Annotated in this window: 17 protein-coding genes and 1 pseudogene; 8 read left to right on the forward strand and 10 right to left on the reverse strand. The window is 72.1% G+C overall.

Annotation, left to right across the window (positions count from 1 at the left end; all coding sequences use genetic code 11):
- Nucleotides 1–2,151 (reverse strand): ATP-dependent DNA helicase, encoded by a 2,151-nt coding sequence (locus V1634_RS30920; RefSeq protein ID WP_331211409.1) that lies wholly within the window; start codon nucleotides 2,149–2,151, stop codon nucleotides 1–3.
- A gap of 316 nt (nucleotides 2,152–2,467) precedes the next feature.
- Between V1634_RS30920 and V1634_RS30925 the strand changes: the two genes are divergently transcribed.
- Nucleotides 2,468–2,971 (forward strand): DUF402 domain-containing protein, encoded by a 504-nt coding sequence (locus tag V1634_RS30925; RefSeq protein ID WP_331211255.1) that lies wholly within the window; start codon nucleotides 2,468–2,470, stop codon nucleotides 2,969–2,971.
- 49 nt (nucleotides 2,972–3,020) lie between these two features.
- On the opposite strand, the gene sigJ is transcribed toward V1634_RS30925, so the two are convergent.
- Entirely contained in the window at nucleotides 3,021–3,989 is a 969-nt protein-coding gene (sigJ, locus tag V1634_RS30930) for an RNA polymerase sigma factor SigJ (protein WP_331211256.1), read from the reverse strand.
- A 350-nt stretch (nucleotides 3,990–4,339) separates the two neighbouring features.
- On the opposite strand from sigJ, the gene V1634_RS30935 reads away from it, so the two are divergent.
- Nucleotides 4,340–4,966, forward strand: a complete 627-nt coding sequence (locus tag V1634_RS30935) for a DUF47 domain-containing protein (protein ID WP_101369324.1) — start codon at nucleotides 4,340–4,342, stop codon at nucleotides 4,964–4,966.
- A gap of 6 nt (nucleotides 4,967–4,972) precedes the next feature.
- Nucleotides 4,973–5,974, forward strand: a complete 1,002-nt coding sequence (locus tag V1634_RS30940) for an inorganic phosphate transporter (protein WP_331211257.1) — start codon at nucleotides 4,973–4,975, stop codon at nucleotides 5,972–5,974.
- Nucleotides 5,975–6,038: 64 nt separating this feature from the next.
- Here V1634_RS30940 and V1634_RS30945 read toward each other — a convergent pair whose 3' ends face one another.
- Complete coding sequence (locus tag V1634_RS30945; RefSeq protein ID WP_331211258.1) at nucleotides 6,039–7,034, reverse strand: Gfo/Idh/MocA family protein; 996 nt, start codon at nucleotides 7,032–7,034, stop codon at nucleotides 6,039–6,041.
- Nucleotides 7,035–7,313: 279 nt separating this feature from the next.
- Here V1634_RS30945 and V1634_RS30950 point away from each other — a divergent pair, with 279 nt between their 5' ends.
- The gene (locus V1634_RS30950; RefSeq protein ID WP_331211259.1) at nucleotides 7,314–8,144 is read left to right on the forward strand and encodes an NUDIX hydrolase; all 831 of its coding nucleotides are present in this window, start codon (nucleotides 7,314–7,316) and stop codon (nucleotides 8,142–8,144) included.
- A gap of 28 nt (nucleotides 8,145–8,172) precedes the next feature.
- Here the strand turns inward: V1634_RS30950 and pstB are convergent, their stop codons facing one another.
- From pstB to V1634_RS30985, 7 genes and pseudogenes are all read right to left on the reverse strand, one after another.
- Nucleotides 8,173–8,949, reverse strand: coding sequence for a phosphate ABC transporter ATP-binding protein PstB (pstB, locus tag V1634_RS30955; RefSeq protein ID WP_331211260.1), 777 nt, complete (start codon nucleotides 8,947–8,949; stop codon nucleotides 8,173–8,175).
- Between the two features lie 39 nt (nucleotides 8,950–8,988).
- Nucleotides 8,989–10,080: a phosphate ABC transporter permease PstA gene (pstA, locus tag V1634_RS30960; protein WP_331211261.1), complete on the reverse strand. Its 1,092-nt coding sequence runs from the start codon at nucleotides 10,078–10,080 to the stop codon at nucleotides 8,989–8,991.
- Nucleotides 10,077–11,195, reverse strand: coding sequence for a phosphate ABC transporter permease subunit PstC (gene pstC / locus V1634_RS30965; protein ID WP_331211262.1), 1,119 nt, complete (start codon nucleotides 11,193–11,195; stop codon nucleotides 10,077–10,079). Before pstC ends, pstA begins: the two co-directional genes overlap by 4 nt.
- A gap of 49 nt (nucleotides 11,196–11,244) precedes the next feature.
- On the reverse strand, nucleotides 11,245–12,348 hold the full coding sequence (gene pstS, locus V1634_RS30970) for a phosphate ABC transporter substrate-binding protein PstS (protein WP_331211410.1): 1,104 nt from the start codon (nucleotides 12,346–12,348) through the stop codon (nucleotides 11,245–11,247).
- A 280-nt stretch (nucleotides 12,349–12,628) separates the two neighbouring features.
- On the reverse strand, nucleotides 12,629–13,627 hold the full coding sequence (mshD, locus tag V1634_RS30975) for a mycothiol synthase (RefSeq protein WP_331211263.1): 999 nt from the start codon (nucleotides 13,625–13,627) through the stop codon (nucleotides 12,629–12,631).
- Between the two features lie 207 nt (nucleotides 13,628–13,834).
- Nucleotides 13,835–14,785: pseudogene (locus V1634_RS30980) on the reverse strand (polysaccharide deacetylase family protein); the annotation flags it as partial.
- A gap of 233 nt (nucleotides 14,786–15,018) precedes the next feature.
- Complete coding sequence (locus V1634_RS30985) at nucleotides 15,019–15,732, reverse strand: winged helix-turn-helix transcriptional regulator (protein WP_107257554.1); 714 nt, start codon at nucleotides 15,730–15,732, stop codon at nucleotides 15,019–15,021.
- 270 nt (nucleotides 15,733–16,002) lie between these two features.
- On the opposite strand from V1634_RS30985, the gene V1634_RS30990 reads away from it, so the two are divergent.
- From V1634_RS30990 to V1634_RS31005, 4 genes are all read left to right on the forward strand, one after another.
- Entirely contained in the window at nucleotides 16,003–17,040 is a 1,038-nt protein-coding gene (locus tag V1634_RS30990) for a hypothetical protein (RefSeq protein ID WP_331211265.1), read from the forward strand.
- A gap of 148 nt (nucleotides 17,041–17,188) precedes the next feature.
- Nucleotides 17,189–18,001, forward strand: a complete 813-nt coding sequence (locus tag V1634_RS30995) for an LmeA family phospholipid-binding protein (protein WP_407951886.1) — start codon at nucleotides 17,189–17,191, stop codon at nucleotides 17,999–18,001.
- Nucleotides 18,002–18,089: 88 nt separating this feature from the next.
- Nucleotides 18,090–18,167 carry an Ms5788A family Cys-rich leader peptide gene (locus V1634_RS31000; protein WP_311202345.1) on the forward strand — a complete coding sequence of 26 codons (78 nt, stop codon included), beginning with the start codon at nucleotides 18,090–18,092 and terminating at the stop codon, nucleotides 18,165–18,167.
- Between the two features lie 172 nt (nucleotides 18,168–18,339).
- On the forward strand, nucleotides 18,340–19,188 hold the full coding sequence (locus tag V1634_RS31005; RefSeq protein ID WP_331211267.1) for a sulfurtransferase: 849 nt from the start codon (nucleotides 18,340–18,342) through the stop codon (nucleotides 19,186–19,188).
- Nucleotides 19,189–19,190: the final 2 nt, after the last annotated feature.

Here is a 19,190-nt window from a genome sequence, read left to right on the forward strand (position 1 = left end):
TCAGGACTTGCCGAGTCGCTCCAGCGCGCCCCGGGCGACCTCCGGCCGGGTCGTGTACCAGAACGGTGGCAGCGACTTCCGCAGGAAGGCGCCGTACCCCCGGGCGGTCTCCAGCCGGGAGTCGAGTACCGCCACCACGCCCTTGTCGCCGGTCGACCTAATCAGCCGGCCGACCCCCTGCGCCAGGCGTACGGCGGCGACCGGGACGCTCACCGAGGCGAAGCCCGAACCGCCGGACGCGTCCACCGCCGCCGCCCGGGCCGCTGCCAGTGGCTCGTCCGGGCGCGGGAACGGCAGCCGGTCGATCACGACGAGCTGGCAGGAGTCACCGGGCACGTCCACGCCCTGCCAGAGCGACATCACCCCGAAGAGGCAGCTCGCCCGCTCCTGCCGGAAGCGGCGGACCAGCAGCGGCAGCGCCTCCTCGCCCTGGAGCAGGATCGGCAGGTCGGTGCGGGCCCGGAGCAGCTCGGCAGCCTGCAACGCGGCCCGGCGCGACGAGAAGAGCCCCAGGGTACGGCCGCCGAGCGCGCCCACCAGCCCGAGCAGTTCCTCGCCGGCCGCCGCCGGCAGCCCCGAGGCGCTCGGCCGGGGCAGATGCGCGGCGACGTAGAGGATGCCCTGACGCGGGTAGTCGAACGGGGAGCCGACGTCGAGCGAGCGCCAGCCGGCGTCCGGCTGCGGCCCGTCCGCGTTCGAGGTCTCCGCCTTCGAGGTCTCCGCGCTCGCGCTGCCCGCCCTCGCGGCACCGTGCTGCTCGGTGGCGTCCGGCTGCGCCGGGCGGGACGCCCCGGCACCCGGTCGCGCCGCCTCGGGTCGTACCGTCCGCAGCGCCGCCGCGCGCGGGTGCGGCCGGGTCGGGTCGACCGCCGGATCGGCCGGTGCGGCGAGCCCGAGAGCCCGGGCCACGGTGTCGAACCGGCCGCCGAGGGCGAGCGTGGCCGAGGTGGCGACGACGGTGCGGTCCTCGTACAGGTGGGTGGCGAGGGTGCCGGCCACGGAGAGCGGCGCGACGACCAGGGCCCGCCGGCCCGCGCCGCCGCCGTCCGGCTTCTCGACCCAGGCCACGTCGTGGTCGGCCTCCTCCAGCAGCCGCTGGGCGGTCTTCGACAGGTCGTCGAGTACGGCCTTCGCCTGCTGCTTGCGGACCGGGTCGGGATCGTCGGCCTTCACGTCGCCGATCTTCTCCAGCGCGCCCCGGGTCGCCGCGTCCAGCAGCGTGCACGCCTCCCGCAGCGGCCCCGGCAGCTCGCCGGTGATCCGCCCGGCCGGCGCCTCGGCGAGTCCCACCGCCAGCGAGTCGCCGGCCGCCACCAGCGACTCGGCCAGCTCCGGGTCGAGCAGGGGCCGACTGCGCCGGGCGGCCCGGTCGATCAGCTCCGGGATCAGTTCCGCCTGCGCCGCCGAGGAGACCCGGTCCGCCAGCTCGTGCGCCTCGTCGATCACCAGCAGCTTGTGCGGCGGCACGATGTGCCGGCCGGCGAGCATGTCGACGGCGAGCAGGCTGTGGTTGGTCACCACCACATCCGCCTCGCGGGCCCGGGCCCGGGACGCCTCGGCGAAGCACTCGGTGCCGTACGGGCAGCGGCCGGCGCCGACGCACTCCCGGGCCGGCATCGAGACCAGCCGCCACGCCTGGTCGTCGACGCCCGGGTCGAGTTCGTCACGGTCACCGGTCCCGGTCTCCATCGCCCAGTCCCGGATCCGCTCGATCTGCTTGCCCAGCCGACCGGCCTCACCGAGCCACTTCATCCCGCCGCCACCGCCCCGGCCCGGCGTGTCGAAGAGGGCGTCCTCCGGCTCGTCCTCTGTGGAGTTCTCCAGCCGGGCCAGGCAGAGGTAGTGGTGCCGGCCCTTCAGCACCGCGAACGTCGGCCGCTCGCCGAGGACCGGGGTGACCGCGTCGGCGAGCCGGGGCAGGTCGTGCTCGACGAGCTGGGACTGGAGCGCGAGAGTCGCCGTGGAGACCACCACCGGACCGTCCACGGTCAGCGCCGGGGCGAGGTACGCCAGCGACTTGCCGGTGCCGGTGCCGGCCTGCACCAACAGGTGCTCGCCGGAGAGGATGCTCTCCTCGATCGCGGCGGCCATCTGCTGCTGACCCGGACGGGCCTTGCCACCCGGCACGGCCCCGACCGCCGCGGCGAGCAGCTCCGCTCCGCTGGGGCGCTCGCCCCGGCGCCGCCGACGGGACCGGGGCGCCGGGGGGCGGCCGGATTCCGCCGCCTCGGAGCCGATCAGGGTGGGGACGCTGGAGTCGGTGGCGGGGACGGTCACCGTGCGACCGTACCCGCCGTTCCCGACACCGCCGCGCTCCCTCGCCCCGGCGGGTCCGCGACCCCGCCCCGACCGGCGTACGGGCCAGGGCTGCCGGCCGCCCGCGGGCTGGGGCGATGTTGTCGATTCCGATGCCTGCCGGTCCCTTCGCGCACCGCGTGTACTGGGCGACATCGGCTAGGGTGCGGGCATGTCGAGCGATGTGGTCCGAGTCGTCTACCGCAAGTACGACGGCACCGCGCACCGGGACTACCCCGCCCGCAGACTGACCGAGGACGACCTCGGCGTGTGGCTCGGCGTGACCGCCGGGACGGCGTCGGTCTACCACGGCCGCCCCTCGGTGGAACAGATCCCGTTCGTGCTGCTGGTACCGCACGGCACGTGGTGGAGCGCGATGTTCAACCCGCCGCCCCGGACCAGCGAGGTCTACTGCGACATCACCAGCCCGGCCCGCTGGGAGGGGGACACCGTCCACCTGATCGACCTCGACCTCGACGTGGTGCGCCGCCGCGGCACCGGCGTGGTGGAGCTGCGCGACGAGGACGAGTTCGCCGAGCACCGGGTCCGGTTCGGCTATCCGGAGGAGACGGTGACGCAGGCCCGGGCCGCGGCGGAGTGGCTGCACGTCGCGCTCGGCGACGGTACCGAGCCGTTCGCGTCGGCGTACCGGAAGTGGCTGGCGCTGGTCGTCTGATCCCGGCGCCGGAGGCACCCGGACGGGCGCGGACGCCGCGCGGCGCAGCTCAGCGCCGGAGCAGCCAGGGGTGCTCGTCCTGCCCCATCCGGGGCACCCGGGCCAGCTTCTCCGGGTTGAGCTGGTGGTAGGCGGCGGTGATCCGGCCGTCGGCGGCGGTGAACCACATGACGCCGTGCAGCGGCAGGCCCGGCCGGTAGTCCGCCTCGATCTGGAGGCCGAGCGTGCCGTTGACGAGCACCGGCCGCATCCGCAGGTCGCGGGTCTCCCAGGCGGCCCGGCGGATCAGCCCGAGCGTGAACCGGGCGACCTTGACCGCGCCGACCACCGGGCGCCGCGACGTCGGGAAGAGGCCGCCGCCGTCGCCGACGAAGAGCACGTCCGGGGCGAGCACCTCGAGCAGCCGCTCGGGTTCGCCGGACTCGACGGCCGCCAGGAACGCCCTGACCAGCCGCTGGTGTTCGGCCGGGTCGGCGGAGTCGCGCGGGCCCTCCTCGGCGACCGCCCGCCGGGCCCGGGAGGCGAGCTGCCGGGCGGCGGCCGGGCTGGTCCCCAGCACCGTGGCGATCTCCGCGAAGGGCACCGCGAAGACGTCGTGCAGCACGAACGCGACCCGTTGCTCCGGACTGAGCCGTTCCAGCACGGTGAGCAGGGCGATGCCGACCTGCTCGGTGTGCGCGGCCCGCTCGGCCGGGTCGGGCGCGAAGCCCTCCGCCCCGCCGGCCGGGTCGGTGAACCGGCTGACGACCGGCTCCGGCAGCCACTCGCCGTGGTAGGACTCCCGGCGTACCCGGGCGGAGCGGAGCACGTCAAGACAGATCCGGGCGGTGGCGGTGGTGAGCCAGGCCCGCAGGTCGCGTACCTCGGCGCGGGCCTGCGGGGTGTCCAGGGCGGCGGCGTAGCGCAGCCAGGTCTCCTGTACGGCGTCCTCCGCCTCCGCCCGGCTGCCGAGCATCCGGTAGGCGACCGTGGTGAGGTGGGCCCGTTCGGCCTCGAACTCGCTGGCCAGATCGCGCACCGCTGCCTCCCCCGCCGCCGTACGTCCCTGCCGCGAGGTTAGCCCCGACCCGGGGTCCGGCCGCGCCCGGTCCCGGGTCCGGTGGTACGGAATCGGCAGGTCAGGACCTTCCGGCACCTGAACGGGCGGTCTCGGCGCGGCGAATCTCACACCGCCGGTGCGGTGGGGTCGTTCGGGCGGATTCGTCCCGGCGTGCCGGTAACCAAGGTGAACATCAGATGAATGGCAGATGAATCGCCTCCGACCAGGGGTGGGCGGGCGAAAACTGCGATCCGAGGTTTCCTAGCATTCCCCCAGGGGCAGCCTCTTGCGGCCCGCCACCCGTCCGCCGACGCAACGAGGTCCGTGCCGTGAAGTTTTCCCTCCGCCCCTCCGAGGGCGCGTTCTACGAGTTGTTCACCAGGGCCGCTCAGAACCTCGTGCGGGGCACCGAGCTGCTGAACGAGCTGGCGCTGCCCGGGGTCGACGTGCAGTCGGTCAGCGAGCGGCTCACCGAGGTCGAGCACGACAGCGACCAGATCACCCACGACCTGTACAAGAAGATCAACTCCACCTTCGTCACGCCGTTCGACCGGGAGGACATCTACCGGCTCGGCTCGCTGCTCGACGACGTGATGGACCACCTGGAGGCGGTCGGCAACCTGCTCTACCTCTACGGGCTGACCAAGCTGCCGTCGCTGCCCCGGGAGATGCACGAGCTGGTGAACGTCCTCGACCAGCAGGCGAAGCTCACCGCCGAGGCGATGCCCCGGCTGCGGGCGATGAAGGACCTCGAGGACTACTGGATCGAGTGCAACCGGCTGGAGAACGACGGCGACCAGGCGTACCGGATGCTGCTGGTCCGGCTCTTCTCCGGCGAGTACGACGCGCTGACCGTGCTCAAGATGAAGGAGGTCGCCGACGAGCTGGAGGCGGCCTGCGACGCGTTCGAGCACGTGGCCAACACGGTCGAGACCATCGCGGTCAAGGAAAGCTGACCTCCTGTGGAACCTGAACTCATCGCCGTACTGGCGGTGATCGCCGTCGCGCTGCTCTTCGACTACACCAACGGCTTCCACGACGCCGCGAACGCCATCGCCACCAGCATCTCCACCCGGGCGCTGACGCCCCGGGTCGCCCTCGGCATGGCGGCGATCGGCAACTTCATCGGCGCGCACTTCGGCGCGGACGTGGCCAAGACCGTCGGCTCCGGCCTGGTCGAGCTGCCGCCCGGCGTCTCCAGCCTCGGCATCGTCTTCGCCGGGGTGATCGGCGCGATCACCTGGAACCTGGTCACCTGGTACTTCGGCCTGCCCTCCTCGTCCTCGCACGCGCTGATCGGCGGGCTGGTCGGGTCGACGCTCGCCGCCTCCGGCACGGTGCTCTGGAAGGGCATCGGGGAGAGCGTCGTCCTGCCGATGATCCTCTCGCCGCTGGTCGGTTTCCTCCTCGGTTACCTGGTCATGGTCGCCGTTCAGTGGATTTTCCGGAACGGCCAGCCGGGCAAGCTCAACCGGGGCTTCCGGTGGGCCCAGACCGCCTCGGCGGCGGCGATGTCGATCGGGCACGGCATGCAGGACGCCGCCAAGACGATCGGCATCGTGGTGCTCGCCCTCTTCGTCGGCGGCTACCAGGGCAGCGCCGAGCACATCCCGGAGTGGGCGTTCTGGACCTCGGCGACCGTACTGGCCCTCGGCACGTACGCGGGCGGCTGGCGGATCATCCGTACCCTCGGGCGGAAGATCATCGACCTCCGCCCGCCGGAGGGCTTCGCCGCCGAGACCGTCGCCAGCGGGGTGCTCTACTTCAACGCCCTGGTGCTGGGCGCGCCGATCTCCACCACCCACACCATCACCTCGGCGATCATGGGTGTCGGAGCGACCAAGCGGCTCTCCGCCGTCCGGTGGGGCGTGGCCGGCAACATCGTCGGCGCCTGGATCCTGACCTTCCCGGCGGCCGGCTCGATCGGCGCGCTGATGTACGTCGTGGTCAACCCGCTCTTCTGAGCACGCAGAGGTGTTAGGAAGGGCCCCTTCTACAACAGAAAGCGATAAGCGGGGGCCCTTCCTTTCACGGGTACGTGACGCCGATCTGGGCGCGGATGTCGTCTAGCAGGGCCATCACCTCCAGGGTGGCGGCGTGCGGCACCAGCGGGCTCTCCAGCAGCCCGGCGGCGAGGCAGCGCTGCACCTCGGCCGCCTCGTGCTGGTAACCCGAGCCGGTCAGGTCGACCGGCAGCAGCTCCGGGTCGGCGCCGTCCCGGATCAGCGTGACCTGGCCGGGCCGGTAGAACGGCGGCGCCAGCTCGATCCGGCCGGTCCGTCCGGTGATCGCCGCCGCCACCCGGGTCGCGCCGATCATGCCGCAGCTCAGCGTGGCGACCGCACCCGTCTCGTAGCCGAGGATGATCCCGGTGTTCTCGTCGACCCCCTCCGGGCTGATCCTGGCCCAGGAGCGGATCTGGTCCGGCCGCCCGAGCAGCAGGTGCGCCAGGCTGATCGGATAGACCCCGAGGTCCAGCAGGGCGCCGCCGCCGAGCGCCCGGGCCCGCATCCGGTGCTCCGGCGGGAACGGGCCGCCGACCCCGAAGTCCGCCTGCACGCTGGTCACCTCGCCGATCGCGCCGTCGGCGATCAGCTCCAGGATCCGGAGTACGACCGGATTGCACCGCATCCACATCGCTTCCATCAGGAAGCGGTTGCTGGCGGTGGCGGCGTCGACGAGCCGCTGTGCGGCGGGCCGGTCCAGGGTGATCGGTTTCTCGACGAGTACCGCCCGGCCGGCGTCGAGGCAGGCCATCGTGGCGTCGAAGTGTGCCGCGTGCGGGGTGGCGACGTACACCACGTCGAGGTCGTCGTCGGCGGCGAACTCCTGCCACGACCCGTACGCCCGGGGGACCCCGTGCCGCTCCGCGAAGGCGCGGGCGGTCTCCGGGGTACGGGAGCCGACGGCGACGACCTCGGCGTCCGGCAGCAGCTTCAGATCCTCGACGAAGGTCGCGGCGATGTAACCGGTGGCCAGGATGCCCCAACGGGTCCTGCTGTCGGGGCTGGATTGCTGCGCCATGGAACCTCTTCGACTACGGGCCGGCGGCTACGTCCGGCAGCCAACGGCAGTCAACGGCACGGGGGCACGACTCCGAAGCATCTGCCGGACCTGCCGGGTGAACCTGATCATCGTCCACCACGTCAGCCCCGTTCCGCGACTCAACCCGCCCCCGGGTTGCCGCACAGTCGCCGCGCCGGGCTGAAGATCGCGCACAATCCGGGAAGTGGTGCGCTTCGCCCTGGGCTGAGGGCGCCACTTCCCGGAAACAGCATTCCCGGCGTTCACTACGCTCGCTGCATGACCAGCTTCGCCGTCCCGGAGTCGATTGCCGCGCACGCTCGTCGGTTCTACGCCGAGGGCGGGGTGCCGGTGGCGCCTCGGCCGGCCGCGACCGTACTGCTGCTTCGGCCCGACGCGTCCGACGAGACCGGCTTCGAGGTCTACATGATCCGCCGCGCCGCCAGCATGACCTTCGGCGGCATGTACGCCTTCCCGGGCGGCAGCGTCGACCCGGGTGACGAGGAGATCCGGCTCGACTGGACCGGGCCGGACGCCGCCGGCTGGGGCGACCGGCTCGGCCTGGCCCCCGGGGCGGCCCAGGCGGTGGTCTGCGCAGCGGCCCGCGAGGTCTTCGAGGAGGCGGGGGTGCTGCTCGCCGGCCCGGACCGCGACGCGGTGGTCGGCGACGTCAGCGGCGACGAGTGGGAGCGGGCCCGGCAGGCGCTGGTGAACCGGCGTACGGGTTTCGCCGACCTGCTCCGGGACTGCCGGCTCACCCTCCGCTCCGACCTGCTGCTGCCGTGGAGCCGGTGGGTCACCCCGGAGTTCGAGCCGCGTCGCTTCGACACGTACTTCTTCGTGGCGCTGCTGCCGCTGGGACAGCGGCCCCGGGACGTCTCCGGGGAGGCCGACCACACCACATGGATCCGGCCGGCGGACGCGCTGGCCCGGGCGGCGGCGGGGGAGATGGCGATGTTGCCGCCCACCCTGATCATGCTGACCGAACTCGACGCATGTCCCGACCTGGCCAGCCTGCCGGAGATGGCCGCCGGCCGGAACCCGGCGGCCCCGGTCGTGCCCCGCATCGCGGAGGCCGAGGACGGCACCCCGCGTTTCGTACTCGACTGAACCTCACTCGCGGAGGACCGGTTGCGGGTCAGCCGAAGCGGCCGGTGATGTAATCCTCGGTCTTCTTCACGCTCGGGTTGCTGAAGATCTTCTGGGTGTCGTCGTACTCGATGAGCCGGCCCGGGTCGCCGGTGCGCTCGATCGAGAAGAAGGCCGTCCGGTCCGAGACCCGGGCCGCCTGCTGCATGTTGTGCGTCACGATGATGATCGTGTAGCGGTCCTTGAGCTTGAACATCAGGTCCTCGATCGCCAGCGTGGAGATCGGGTCCAGCGCCGAGCAGGGCTCGTCCATCAGTACCACCTGCGGTTCGACCGCGATGGTCCGGGCGATGCAGAGCCGCTGCTGTTGCCCGCCGGAAAGGCCCGCGCCGGGCTTGCCGAGCCGGTCCTTGACCTCGTCCCAGAGGTTGGCCGAGCGCAGCGCCCGTTCGGCCGACTCCGCCAGGACCGACTTCTTCCGTACCCCGTTGAGCCGCAGCCCGGCGACCACGTTGTCGAAGATCGACATGGTGGGGAAGGGGTTGGGGCGCTGGAAGACCATCCCGATCATCCGGCGGACCGCGGTCACGTCCACGTCCCGCTCGTAGATGTTCTGGTCGTCGATGGTGAGCCTGCCGTCGACCCGGGCGCCGGGCAGCACCTCGTGCATCCGGTTGATGGTGCGCAGGAAGGTCGACTTGCCGCAGCCCGAGGGCCCGATGAGCGCGGTGACGGTCTTCGGTTCGACGGTGAGGTGGATGTCCTCGATCGCCTTGAACGAGCCGTAGTACGCGGTGACACTGGTCGCGTCGATTCGCTTGGCCATGATGGTCATTCCTTCGGATTGGCGGCTGGAGCCGTCGGGTTAGCGGCTGAACCGGTTGCGGCGGGCCAGCAGTTTCGCCGCGATCGTCAGGATCAGCACGAGGGCGACGAGGGTGAGTGCGGCGGCCCAGGCGCGGGCCGGCGCGTACCGGGAGGCGTCCCCGGCCTGCTGGTAGACGAAGAGCGCCAGCGACGACTGGTTGTTCTCGAACGGGTTGAAGTTGATCGCCGCGCCGCCACCGGCGACCAGTAGCACCGGTGCGGTCTCGCCGGCCGCCCGGGCGACGGCCAGCATCACGCCGGTGACGATCCCGGGCAGCGCGGTGGGGAGCACGATCCGCAGGATCGTCTTCCACTTCGGGATGCCGAGCGCGTACGCGCCCTCGCGCAGCGGCGCCGGCACCAGCCGGAGCATCTCCTCGGTGGACCGGACGATGGTGGGCAGCATCAGCACGCTCAACGCGAGCGAGGCGGCGAAGCCCGAGTAGCCCGGCCGCCCGTCGTTGAAGTACGGCGAGACGATCAGGATCCAGAAGGCGAGTACGAAGAGGCCGGCGACGATCGACGGGATGCCGGTCATCACGTCCACGAAGAACCGGATGGTGAAGGCGAACCGGCCCCGGCCGTACTCGACGATGTAGATCGCGCAGGCGATCCCGAGCGGCACGGTGATCAGGGTGGCGACGCCGACCTGCTCCAGCGTGCCGACGATGGCGTGGTAGGCGCCGCCGTTCGGGTCCCGGGCCCCGATGTTGTTCATCGAGGTGCCGAAGAAGTTGCCGTCCAGCCGCTCGACGCCCTTGCTGACCAGCGTCCAGGTGACCGAGGCCAGCGGCAGCAGGGCGAGTACGAAGGCGGAGTGGATCAGCGCGCTCCAGGTGCGGTTGCGCGCCTGCCGCCGCCCCTCCACCGCGTTGCTGGCGGCGAAGAGACCGACCAGGTAGAAGACCACCGCGAGCGCGACGACCAGGGCGGCGCCGCCGATCCCGGCGCCGTAGACCAGTGCGGCGGAGACCACCACGGCGGCCACCGCGATGCCGAGGCTCGCCGCCACCGGCAGTTTCCGGGTACGCAGTTGCGGGCTCTGCCCCGGCGCGGCCGAGGGGGGTGCCGGCGTCAGTGTTGTCGTCATGCGGCGGACTCCGTGAACTCCCGGCGCCGGTAGATGATCGCCCGCGCGGTGATGTTGACGATCAGCGTGATCGAGAAGAGCACCAGGCCGGAGGCGATCAGCGCGCCCCGGCCGACGTCGTTGGCCTCGCCGAACGCGTTGGCGATGTTGGCGGCCACGGTGTTGCCACCGTTTTCGATGATGTTGAACGAGATGTTCGAGACGATGCCGAGGGTCATCGCCAGCGCGATGGTCTCGCCGAGCGCCCGGCCCAGGCCGAGCATGGTGGCGCCGATGACGCCCGGGCGGCCGTACGGCAGCACCGCCGTGCGGATCATCTCCCACTTGGTGGCGCCGAGCGCGAGCGCGGCCTCCTCGTTGGCGGTCGGGGTCTGCCGGAACACCTCGCGGGAGAGCGAGGTGATGATCGGCAGCACCATGATGGCCAGTACCAGCGAGCCGAGCAGGATCGACCGGCCGAACGGCCCCTCGCCGCCGAAGATCGGGATCCAGCCGAAGTACCTGTTCAGCCAGACCGAGAACTCCTGGACCGGGCTGTAGAAGAAGTCCCGCCCCCAGAGCCCGAAGACCACGCTCGGCACCGCGGCCAGCAGGTCGACCAGGAAGCCCAGCGCGGTGCCGAGCCGCCGGGGCGCGTAGTGCGACAGGTAGAGCGCGATGCCCAGCGCCACCGGTACGGCCAGCAGCAGCGCCAGCACCGAGGTGAGTACGGTGCCGAAGGCCAGCGCCCCGATGCCGAACCTCGGCTGCGCCTCGTTGGGGAACCAGCCCTCGAAGGTGAGGAAGTTGACGGTGTTGGCGTTGAGCGCCGGTACGGCCTTGGCGATCAGGAAGATCGCGATCGCCACGATGATGACCAGCACCATCGTCCCGGCGGCCATGGTGAAGCCGTGGAAGAGGCGCTCGGCGCCGAAGGCCCGCCGCCGGGGCAGCGCGCCGCCGCCACCCAGGCCGGTGCCGTCGCCGCCGCGCCAGCCGGCTCCGTCCGGAGCGCGGCCTGCGGGTGTCACTGGTGCGTCGACCGACAGCGCGGCACCGGCGGACCCGGGGTGACCGATGGTCACAGCGGGTCCGCCGGTGCCGGCGTTGGCCGAGCGGTCTGGGGTGTCGCCCATCTGCTCGCTCGCTCCGTTGACGAAGTTATGAGGATGATCTATCGGTGGATCAGGCGAGAGCCTTGACCGACGCCTCGACCTTGCTGCGGACCGACTCCGGCAGCGGGGCGTAGCCCAGCTCGGTCAGGTCGGCCTGCCCCTCGGTGCTGGCGGCGTAGCTGAGGAAGCCCTTGACCAGCGCCAGCTTGTCCGCGGCGAGGCCCTTGGAGCAGACGATCTCGTAGGTCACCAGGACGATCGGGTACGCCCCGGACTCCTTGGTGTTGAAGTCGATCTTCATCTTGAGGTCGTCGCCCTGGCCCACCACCTCGGCACCGGCGATGGTCTTACCGGCCGACTCGGCGGTCAGCTCGGCGAACTCGCCGGCCCCGTTGCCGATCTTGGCCATCTTCAGGCCGCCGTTCTCGGCGTACGACATCTCGACGTAGCTGATGCTGCCGTCGGCCTGCTTGACCGCGCTGGCCACGCCATCCGACTTGGCCGCACCGGTGCCGCCCGGCGCCTTCCACGCCTTGCCCTTGCCGAAGGTCCAGTCCGCCTCGGCGGTCTTGGCCAGGAAGTCGGTGAAGTTGTCGGTGGTGCCCGACTCGTCCGAGCGGTGCACGGTCTGGATCGTGGTCGACGGCAGGGTCGCGCCCGGGTTGTCGGCCTTGATCGCGGCGTCGTCCCACTTGGTGACCTTGCCCGCGAAGATCTTGGCGAGGGTGGCCGGCTTGAGCTGGAGGTTGTCCAGCCCGTTGACGTTGTAGACGACCGCGACCGGGCCGATCACCATCGGCAGGTGGATGGCCTTGCCGTCGGGGCACTTGGCGTCGGCCTTCGGCTGCTCGTCCTCCTTGAGTGCCGAGTCCGAGCCGGCGAAGTCCGCGGTACCGGCGATGAAGGCCTGGATGCCCGCACCGGAACCGCTCGGCTCGTAGTTGATGGTCGAGCCGGTGCACTTCTGCTGGTACGCCTTGCGCCACTCGTCGACCGCGTTCTTCTGTGCCGACGAACCCTGGGCGTTGATCGTGCCCGTGGCGCAGTCGGCCGCCGCGGAGGACCCGGAGGCCGATGCCTCGGTGGGCTCGTTATTGTCCGAGCCGCACGCGCTGACTGCCAGTGCCGTGGCCAGAGCGAGGCAGGCAATGGTGCCGTGCCGCTGGAGCTTCACCTGAAAGGTTCCCTTCACCTTGTACGAAGCAAGCCCGAGGCGCGCCCCGGGAGCCGACTGGTGGTCGGCTAGTAGGGAAGTTAGGAGCGCCAGGTAGCCGGTTCGCCGGTCGTGAGTGAACGCAGGGTGAACAGGGGGAGCCGGCTGGGTGGCCGGATCCTGAGGGCGAGATGTCCGTTCCGTGAACCGTGGGACCGGTGCGACATGTAGGGCCGTTAGTGCGGTTCGCCACCACCCGGGCCGACCGGACGGAGGGTGCCGGATGCTCCGTACGGCCCGGTCAGGCCGGGGTCTGCGCCGACGGCGGTGACGAGCGGTACCGCACGTGCCGCAGCCAGTTCGCGAAGCCGAGCCGGGTGTAGAGCGCCATCGCCCCGGTGTTGGACTCGTCGACGTAGAGCATCACCCGGGTCAACCCACGGTCACGCAGGTGGTGCAGGCCGGTCAGGGTGAGCGCCCGACCCAGCCCGAGTCCGTGGCTATCCGGGTCGACGCCGAGCACGTACACCTCGCCGATCGGCGCGCCGCCCGCCGGCTGGTCGGGCGGCGCCGTCGCGCCGTGCACCTTCGCCCGGTCGTGCACCTTCGTCCAGTGGAAGCCGAGCAGCCGTCCCGACGACTCCTCGACGGCGAGCAGGAAGCCGGCCGGGTCGAACCACGGCTCGGCGAGGCGCAGCCGCAGCTCGGCCAGGTCCCAGCGGCCCTGCTCGGGATGGCTGGCGAAGGCCCGCCGGTTGACCGCCAGCCACGCCTCGTCGTCGGTGCCGGGCCGGAAGGCGCGCACCGAGACCCCGTCCGGCAGTTGCGGCTCGGGCAGCGGGTCCCGCAGCGAGCGGCGCAGTTGCCAGAGCACCCGGGAGCGGTGCAGTCCCAGGTCGAGGGCGAGCGCGGCGGCCGACGGGTGGTCGCTGTGCGCCCAGACCAGTAGCGCGCCGGTTTCGGGTACGCCCGCCAGCGCCGTCGAGACCAGCCTCCGGCCGAGCCCCTGCCGACGCCACATCGGGTGTACGACGAGTTCGGCGGCGACCTCGGCCGCCCCGTCCGGCGCCTCCAGGTGCGCGTAGCCGACCACCGTACCGGCGGGTTCGCGGGCGACGAGGTGGGTGGCGGTGTCCTCCCCGGCGGCCCGCCGGAGCCGCAGCGTGACGTGTTCGGAGAGCGGGTCGGCGCCGTCGGCGGCACCGGCGGCGCCGGCCAGTGCGAGTATCGCCTCGACATCGTCCGTTGCGAGCCGGTCGAGCCTGGCCACCCGAGGGTCCGCCGCGTGCTCCATGGTCATCTTGTCACCGTAGCTCCCGCTGCGGTGTGACCACCGGCCGGAGGATCAGGACCACACCGGCTGCCCGGCCGCTGGGGTACCGGCGGCGGGTTGTCCAGCCGGGGCCGCCGCACCGCCCGGCCGGCCCTGCGGCGGCGTACCGGCCGAGGGCTGTCCGGCCGCGGGTTGTCCGGCCGAGGGCGTGCCGGCCGGCGGCGTGCCGGCCGGCGGGGGGCCGCTGGGCAGCGCCGCCAGGGCGTATTTCCGGGCGAGGTCGGGCAGCAGCCAGTGGAGCGCGACCAGGGTGCCCTGCCGGTTGCCACCGGCGTCGTGCAGCAGCACGATCGCCCCGGGGCCGACGCCGGCACTCACCCGCGCCGCGATGGCACCGGCGCCGGGGCGGGTCCAGTCCTGCGGGTCCACCGCCCAGTGCAGCGAGGTCATCTCCAACTGCCGGGCCACCGCGACCACGGACGCCGTCCAGGCCCCGCCGGGCTGCCGGAAATAGCCGATCCGCGCGTCGGGTACGGCGGCCCGGATCGCCTCGTTGGTGCGGACCAGGTCGGCCCGGATGCTGGCGCTGGGTCGGCTGCCCAGCTTGACGTCGTGCCGCCAGGAGTGGTTGCAGAGGGTGTGTCCCTCCGCCACGATCGCCCGGACCAGTTCCGGATGCGCCTGGGCGTTCTCGCCGACCAGGCAGAAGGTGGCCTTGACGTGGTATTCGGCGAGCGCCGCCAGGATCTGTGGGGTGTACCGGGGGTCGGGGCCGTCGTCGAAGGTCAGCGCCACGTAGCTGGCGCCGGTGCTGATCCGGGCACCCTGCGGCCCGTCCTGCTCGGGTGGCAGCCTCGGCGGCTCGTGGCCCCGGGTCCGGTCCGGATCGGCGGGTTGCGGACCGCCGCTGGGCGGGACGGTGGCGGGCGGGGCCGGCAGCGCCGGATCCGCCGGCCCGCCGGGCTGCCCCGGGTCGGCCCGTCCCTCGGCGGGCCCGCCGGCCCGGTCTGCGGAGTGCTGGTCGGTCGGCCCGTCTGCCTGGTGCTGGGCCCGGCTCTCCGGCCGGGCGGCCAGTGGTCCGCCGGGCCGGCCGAGGGTGTGGCCGAGGGCGTACGCGCCGCCGAGCACGGTGACGGCGACCAGCGTCGCGATCGTGAGCATCCGGGTACGGGACATGGTCGGCATCAGCGGTCCACCCCGGGGACATAGGCCCGTCCCGTCCTGAAACCCACCGTGGAAACCGCTGGTGCCACCTCTGCCTCCTCCGGACGCTCCCGGTCAAAGGCTACGTACGTATTGCCCGAATCATTATGGTTTCTCGCATCTGCTGTGAACTCTCCTCACGCCGGTACGCCAGAAGGCCACCCGGCCGTGCCGGATGGCCTTCCTGGTCGAACTTGGACGTCGTCGGGATCGGTTCAGACGGGCAGCGGCACGCTCTCCGACTCGGGCAGCGGGCGGGACGGCGGGGTGACGAACTTGTAGCCCACCTGCCGGACGGTGCCGATCATCGACTCGTACTCCGAGCCGAGCTTGGCCCGCAGGCGGCGTACGTGCACGTCGACGGTGCGGGTACCGCCGAAGTAGTCGTAGCCCCAGACCTCGCGGAGCAACTGGTCGCGGGTGAAGACCCGGCCCGGGTGCTGGGCGAGGAACTTCAGCAGCTCGAACTCCTTGTAGGTCAGGTCGAGCGGCCGGCCCTTGAGCTTGGCGGCGTAGGTGTCGGGGTCGATGGTCAGCTCGCCGGCCCGGATCAGCCCGCCGGCCGCCGCGGTCGCGTTGCTGAGCCGGCCGACCGCCAGCCGCAGCCGGGCCTCCACCTCGGCCGGACCGGCACTGGCCAGGATCACGTCGTCGACGCCCCAGTCCGCGTTCAGGGCGATCAGACCGGCCTCGGTCACCACCGCGACCAGCGGCACGCCGAGCCCCGTGGCGTGCAGCATCCGGCAGGTGGCCCGGGCCTCGCTCAGCTCGGAGCGGGCGTCGACGAGCACGGCGTCCGGGCTGGGCCCGGAGACGAGGGTGCGGACATCGCGCGGGGCGGTACGCACCGAGTGGGGGAGCAGGTCGAGAGCCGGCAGCACAACGGACGGTTCGCCTGCGCGCGCGGTCACCAGCAGCAGGATCTCCACACATCACCTCCGTCCCGGCGGCACCAGGGGCGCCGCGCGGTGGCCAGCGGCACTCGGCCGGGGGGATCCGGGACCGCTGGAGACTGGGGTCGTCCCGGCGTCACTGACGGGTAGGTAAGGCTCAACCTTATCGGAACTTCCGCCGGACGCTCTCACACGTTCGGTTCATGGGTTGTGGGATCGGTCATTACAGGCAGGTTTCCGATCGTGCCACCGGTTCGGGGAAGCCGGGCCCGGCGCGTCGGGCGGTCGGTCTGGCACGATCGGGGCGTGTACCCCTCGACGCCACCGGAGACAGGCCGCGACTCGTGGCCGGAGAACCGCCCCGGCCCGGCCGGCCCGCACCGCGCCCCGGACCCGCGCGGCCGCCCCGCCGGCCCGGACCCCCGCACCCCCTTCGACGGTCCGCGCCCGGCCGACGCCCCGCGACCACCGGACGGCGAGGCGGACCCCGAGGACCTCGACGCCGACGAGGAGCTGCCGCCGGTACCGATCCGCCGGCTGCTGTCGGTGGCGATCGCCGGCTTCGCCGGACTGCTCGGCATCGGCCTGATCTTCGGGGCCCAGACGGCCGGTCCGGGTGCCCGGCTGCCGTTCGCCGTGGTCGTCTTCGGGGTGCAGCTGCTCTTCGTCCTGGCCTGGACCATGGCGATGCGCCCGCCGGCCCTGCTGCTGGTCGGCGGCGTCGCGGTGGCGGTCGCGGCGGCCGCCGACGCCGCCGCGGTGCTGCCGCAGATCGCCGCGCTCGCCCCCCTCGGGTACATGGCCGCGGGCGGCTTCCTCGTCGGGGTGCTCGGGCAACTCGTCCGCCGGGCCGACCGGGCCCGGGTGACCGAGTCGCTCGGCGCCACCCTCTTCATCGTGGTCGGCGTGGTCGCCTTCGGCACGCTGATCGTGCTCAGCCGGATCCCGAAGGGTACCCAGGCGATCCTCGTCTGCCTGACCGCTGCCGCGGTGGCGCTGACCGTCGCCCGGGTGACCGACGCGGTGCTGCCCTGGCCGCGCCTGGCCCCGCAGGTGCCGCGCGGTGCCGCCGGTGTGGTGATCGGGGCGATGCTCGGCACCCTCGCCGCCGGCATCCTCGGCAGCTACCTGGTCGCGTTCACCCCGACCAGTGGTGCCCTGGTCGGACTGGTCGCCGCCGCCGCGGCGGTGCTGGCCGACCTCGGGGTGGGCTACGCCGAGGCGGGCCGGTTGATGGCCGGGGAACCGCCGACGATGTGGGTCGCCCGGCACATGCAGGGCCCGCTCGGCGGCTTCGCGCTGGCCGCACCTGCCGCGTACGCGATGAGCGTCTTCTTCCTCTGACCAGGGCCGTCCCCGGCGGCGGGCGAGGCGCTTCCCGACCCCCGGTACGGCGGTGTACCTCGACGGTTGGAGATGTGGCCGGTCGGGTAGATAGTGGTCCCGGCGACGGTGGTAGATGGGTGCGACGGCACCGGATCAGGGGGACGGCGTGGCGGACAGCTATCCGGCAGACGGCGGGACGTACGAGGAACGGCCCCGTCGGCGCAGGGGGCGTCGGGCGCTCGTCATCCTGCTGATCCTGCTCCTGGTGCTGGCCGCGCTGCTGGTGGTGGCCGACCGGGTCGCCGCCGGTGTCGCCGAGCGGGTCGTCGCGGACCAGATCGACCGGGAGATATCCCGGAAGAACGTGCAGTCCGCCGCGCCCGAGGTGACGGTCGGCGGCTTCCCGTTCCTCACCCAGGTGCTGAACGGCCGGTACGACTCCGTCAAGGTCCTGCTCCGGGACGTACAGGGGCCGGTGGAGGGCAGCAACGCGACGGTGAAGGTGCCGGAGCTGACCGTCGACGCGCGGGACGTGACCGCCTCCCTCGACACGCTCCGCTCCGGCCAGGGCGAGGTCACCGCCAAGACGGTCCAGGGCACCGGCACGGTGACCTACGACAGCGTGGTGGCGCTGATCAACCGGCCGGGAGTGCAACTGCGGGAGCAGGACGGCAAGCTCGGCGTGACCGCACCGCTCCAGGTGCCGATCATCAACCAGGAGCTGACCGTGCAGGGCATCGCGAACCTGACCGTCGACGGCGGCGAGATCGTGATCGGCTTCGACCAGCTCACCTCGGCCGACCTGCCGAACAACCCGTTGATCAAGACCTTCGTCAGCAACTTCGCCCGGCAGCTCTCGGTCCGGGTGCCGCTGCCGCCGCTGCCGTTCGCGCTGGAGGTGCACGAGGTGCGGCCACTGCCGAACGGACTGGCAGTGACCGCCAGCGCCCGCGATGTTGCGCTGAGCGAGGTCAGCTGATCAGAGTGGTCGTACCCGGCCCGGTGTCGATCCCGGATCGTGGTTGGTCCTGGGTGACGAGTCGGTAGCGCTGATAGGCTCCGTGGTCATGGGGACGCTCCTCACCAAACGGCGCGCGGTCGACCTGTGCCGCGTGGCCACCTGCCTGTGTCGCCCCGTCATCTGACGGCGGGGCTGTTCTGCGTACCCTCTGAGTCCTTTCCTCACGCCCGGCAGCGGCGCCGTCGCACGTACCCGTGATCCGTCCTATCAATGGGTCCCGCGCGTGACATGCGACAACAACATCGGTCGACCTCCACGCGCAGGCTCACACACAATCCTCACCAAGGAGTGATCTGATGAGTCGCGACACCGCACTCGTCTCGGCCGACTGGGCCGAGAAGAACCTCGACGCTCCCGGCGTGGTCTTCGTCGAGGTCGACGAGGACACCACCGCGTACGACGGTGGGCACATCGCCGGTGCGATCAAGCTCGACTGGAAGACCGACCTCCAGGACCCGGTGCGCCGGGACTTCGTCAACAAGGAGCAGTTCGAGGCGCTGCTCTCCGAGCGCGGCATCTCCAACGACGACACCGTGGTGCTCTACGGCGGCAACAACAACTGGTTCGCCGCCTACGCGTACTGGTACTTCAAGCTCTACGGCCACCGCGACGTGAAGCTGCTCGACGGCGGCCGCAAGAAGTGGGAGCTGGACGCCCGCCCGCTCGTCACCGACCAGGTCTCCCGCCCCGCGACGCAGTACGTCGCGCAGGAGCCGGACCTGTCGATCCGGGCCTTCCGCGACGAGACGGTCGCCGCGATCGGCGTCAAGAACCTGGTCGACGTCCGCTCCCCCGACGAGTACGCCGGCCGCCTGCTCGCCCCGGCGCACCTGCCGCAGGAGCAGGCGCAGCGGGGTGGGCACATCCCGACCGCGCTCAGCGTGCCGTGGTCGAAGGCGGCCAACGAGGACGGCACCTTCAAGTCCGACGACGAGCTGCGCCGGATCTACGGCGAGGCGGGGCTGGACGGCAGCAAGGACACCATCGCCTACTGCCGGATCGGCGAGCGCTCCTCGCACACCTGGTTCGTGCTCAAGGAGCTGCTCGGGCACCAGAACGTGAAGAACTACGACGGATCCTGGACCGAGTACGGCTCGCTGGTCGGCGTGCCGGTGGCGCTCGGCGACGAGCCGGGGGAGGCGTGAGC

The organism is Plantactinospora veratri (genome assembly GCF_036421995.1).
Taxonomy (GTDB): domain Bacteria; phylum Actinomycetota; class Actinomycetes; order Mycobacteriales; family Micromonosporaceae; genus Plantactinospora; species Plantactinospora veratri.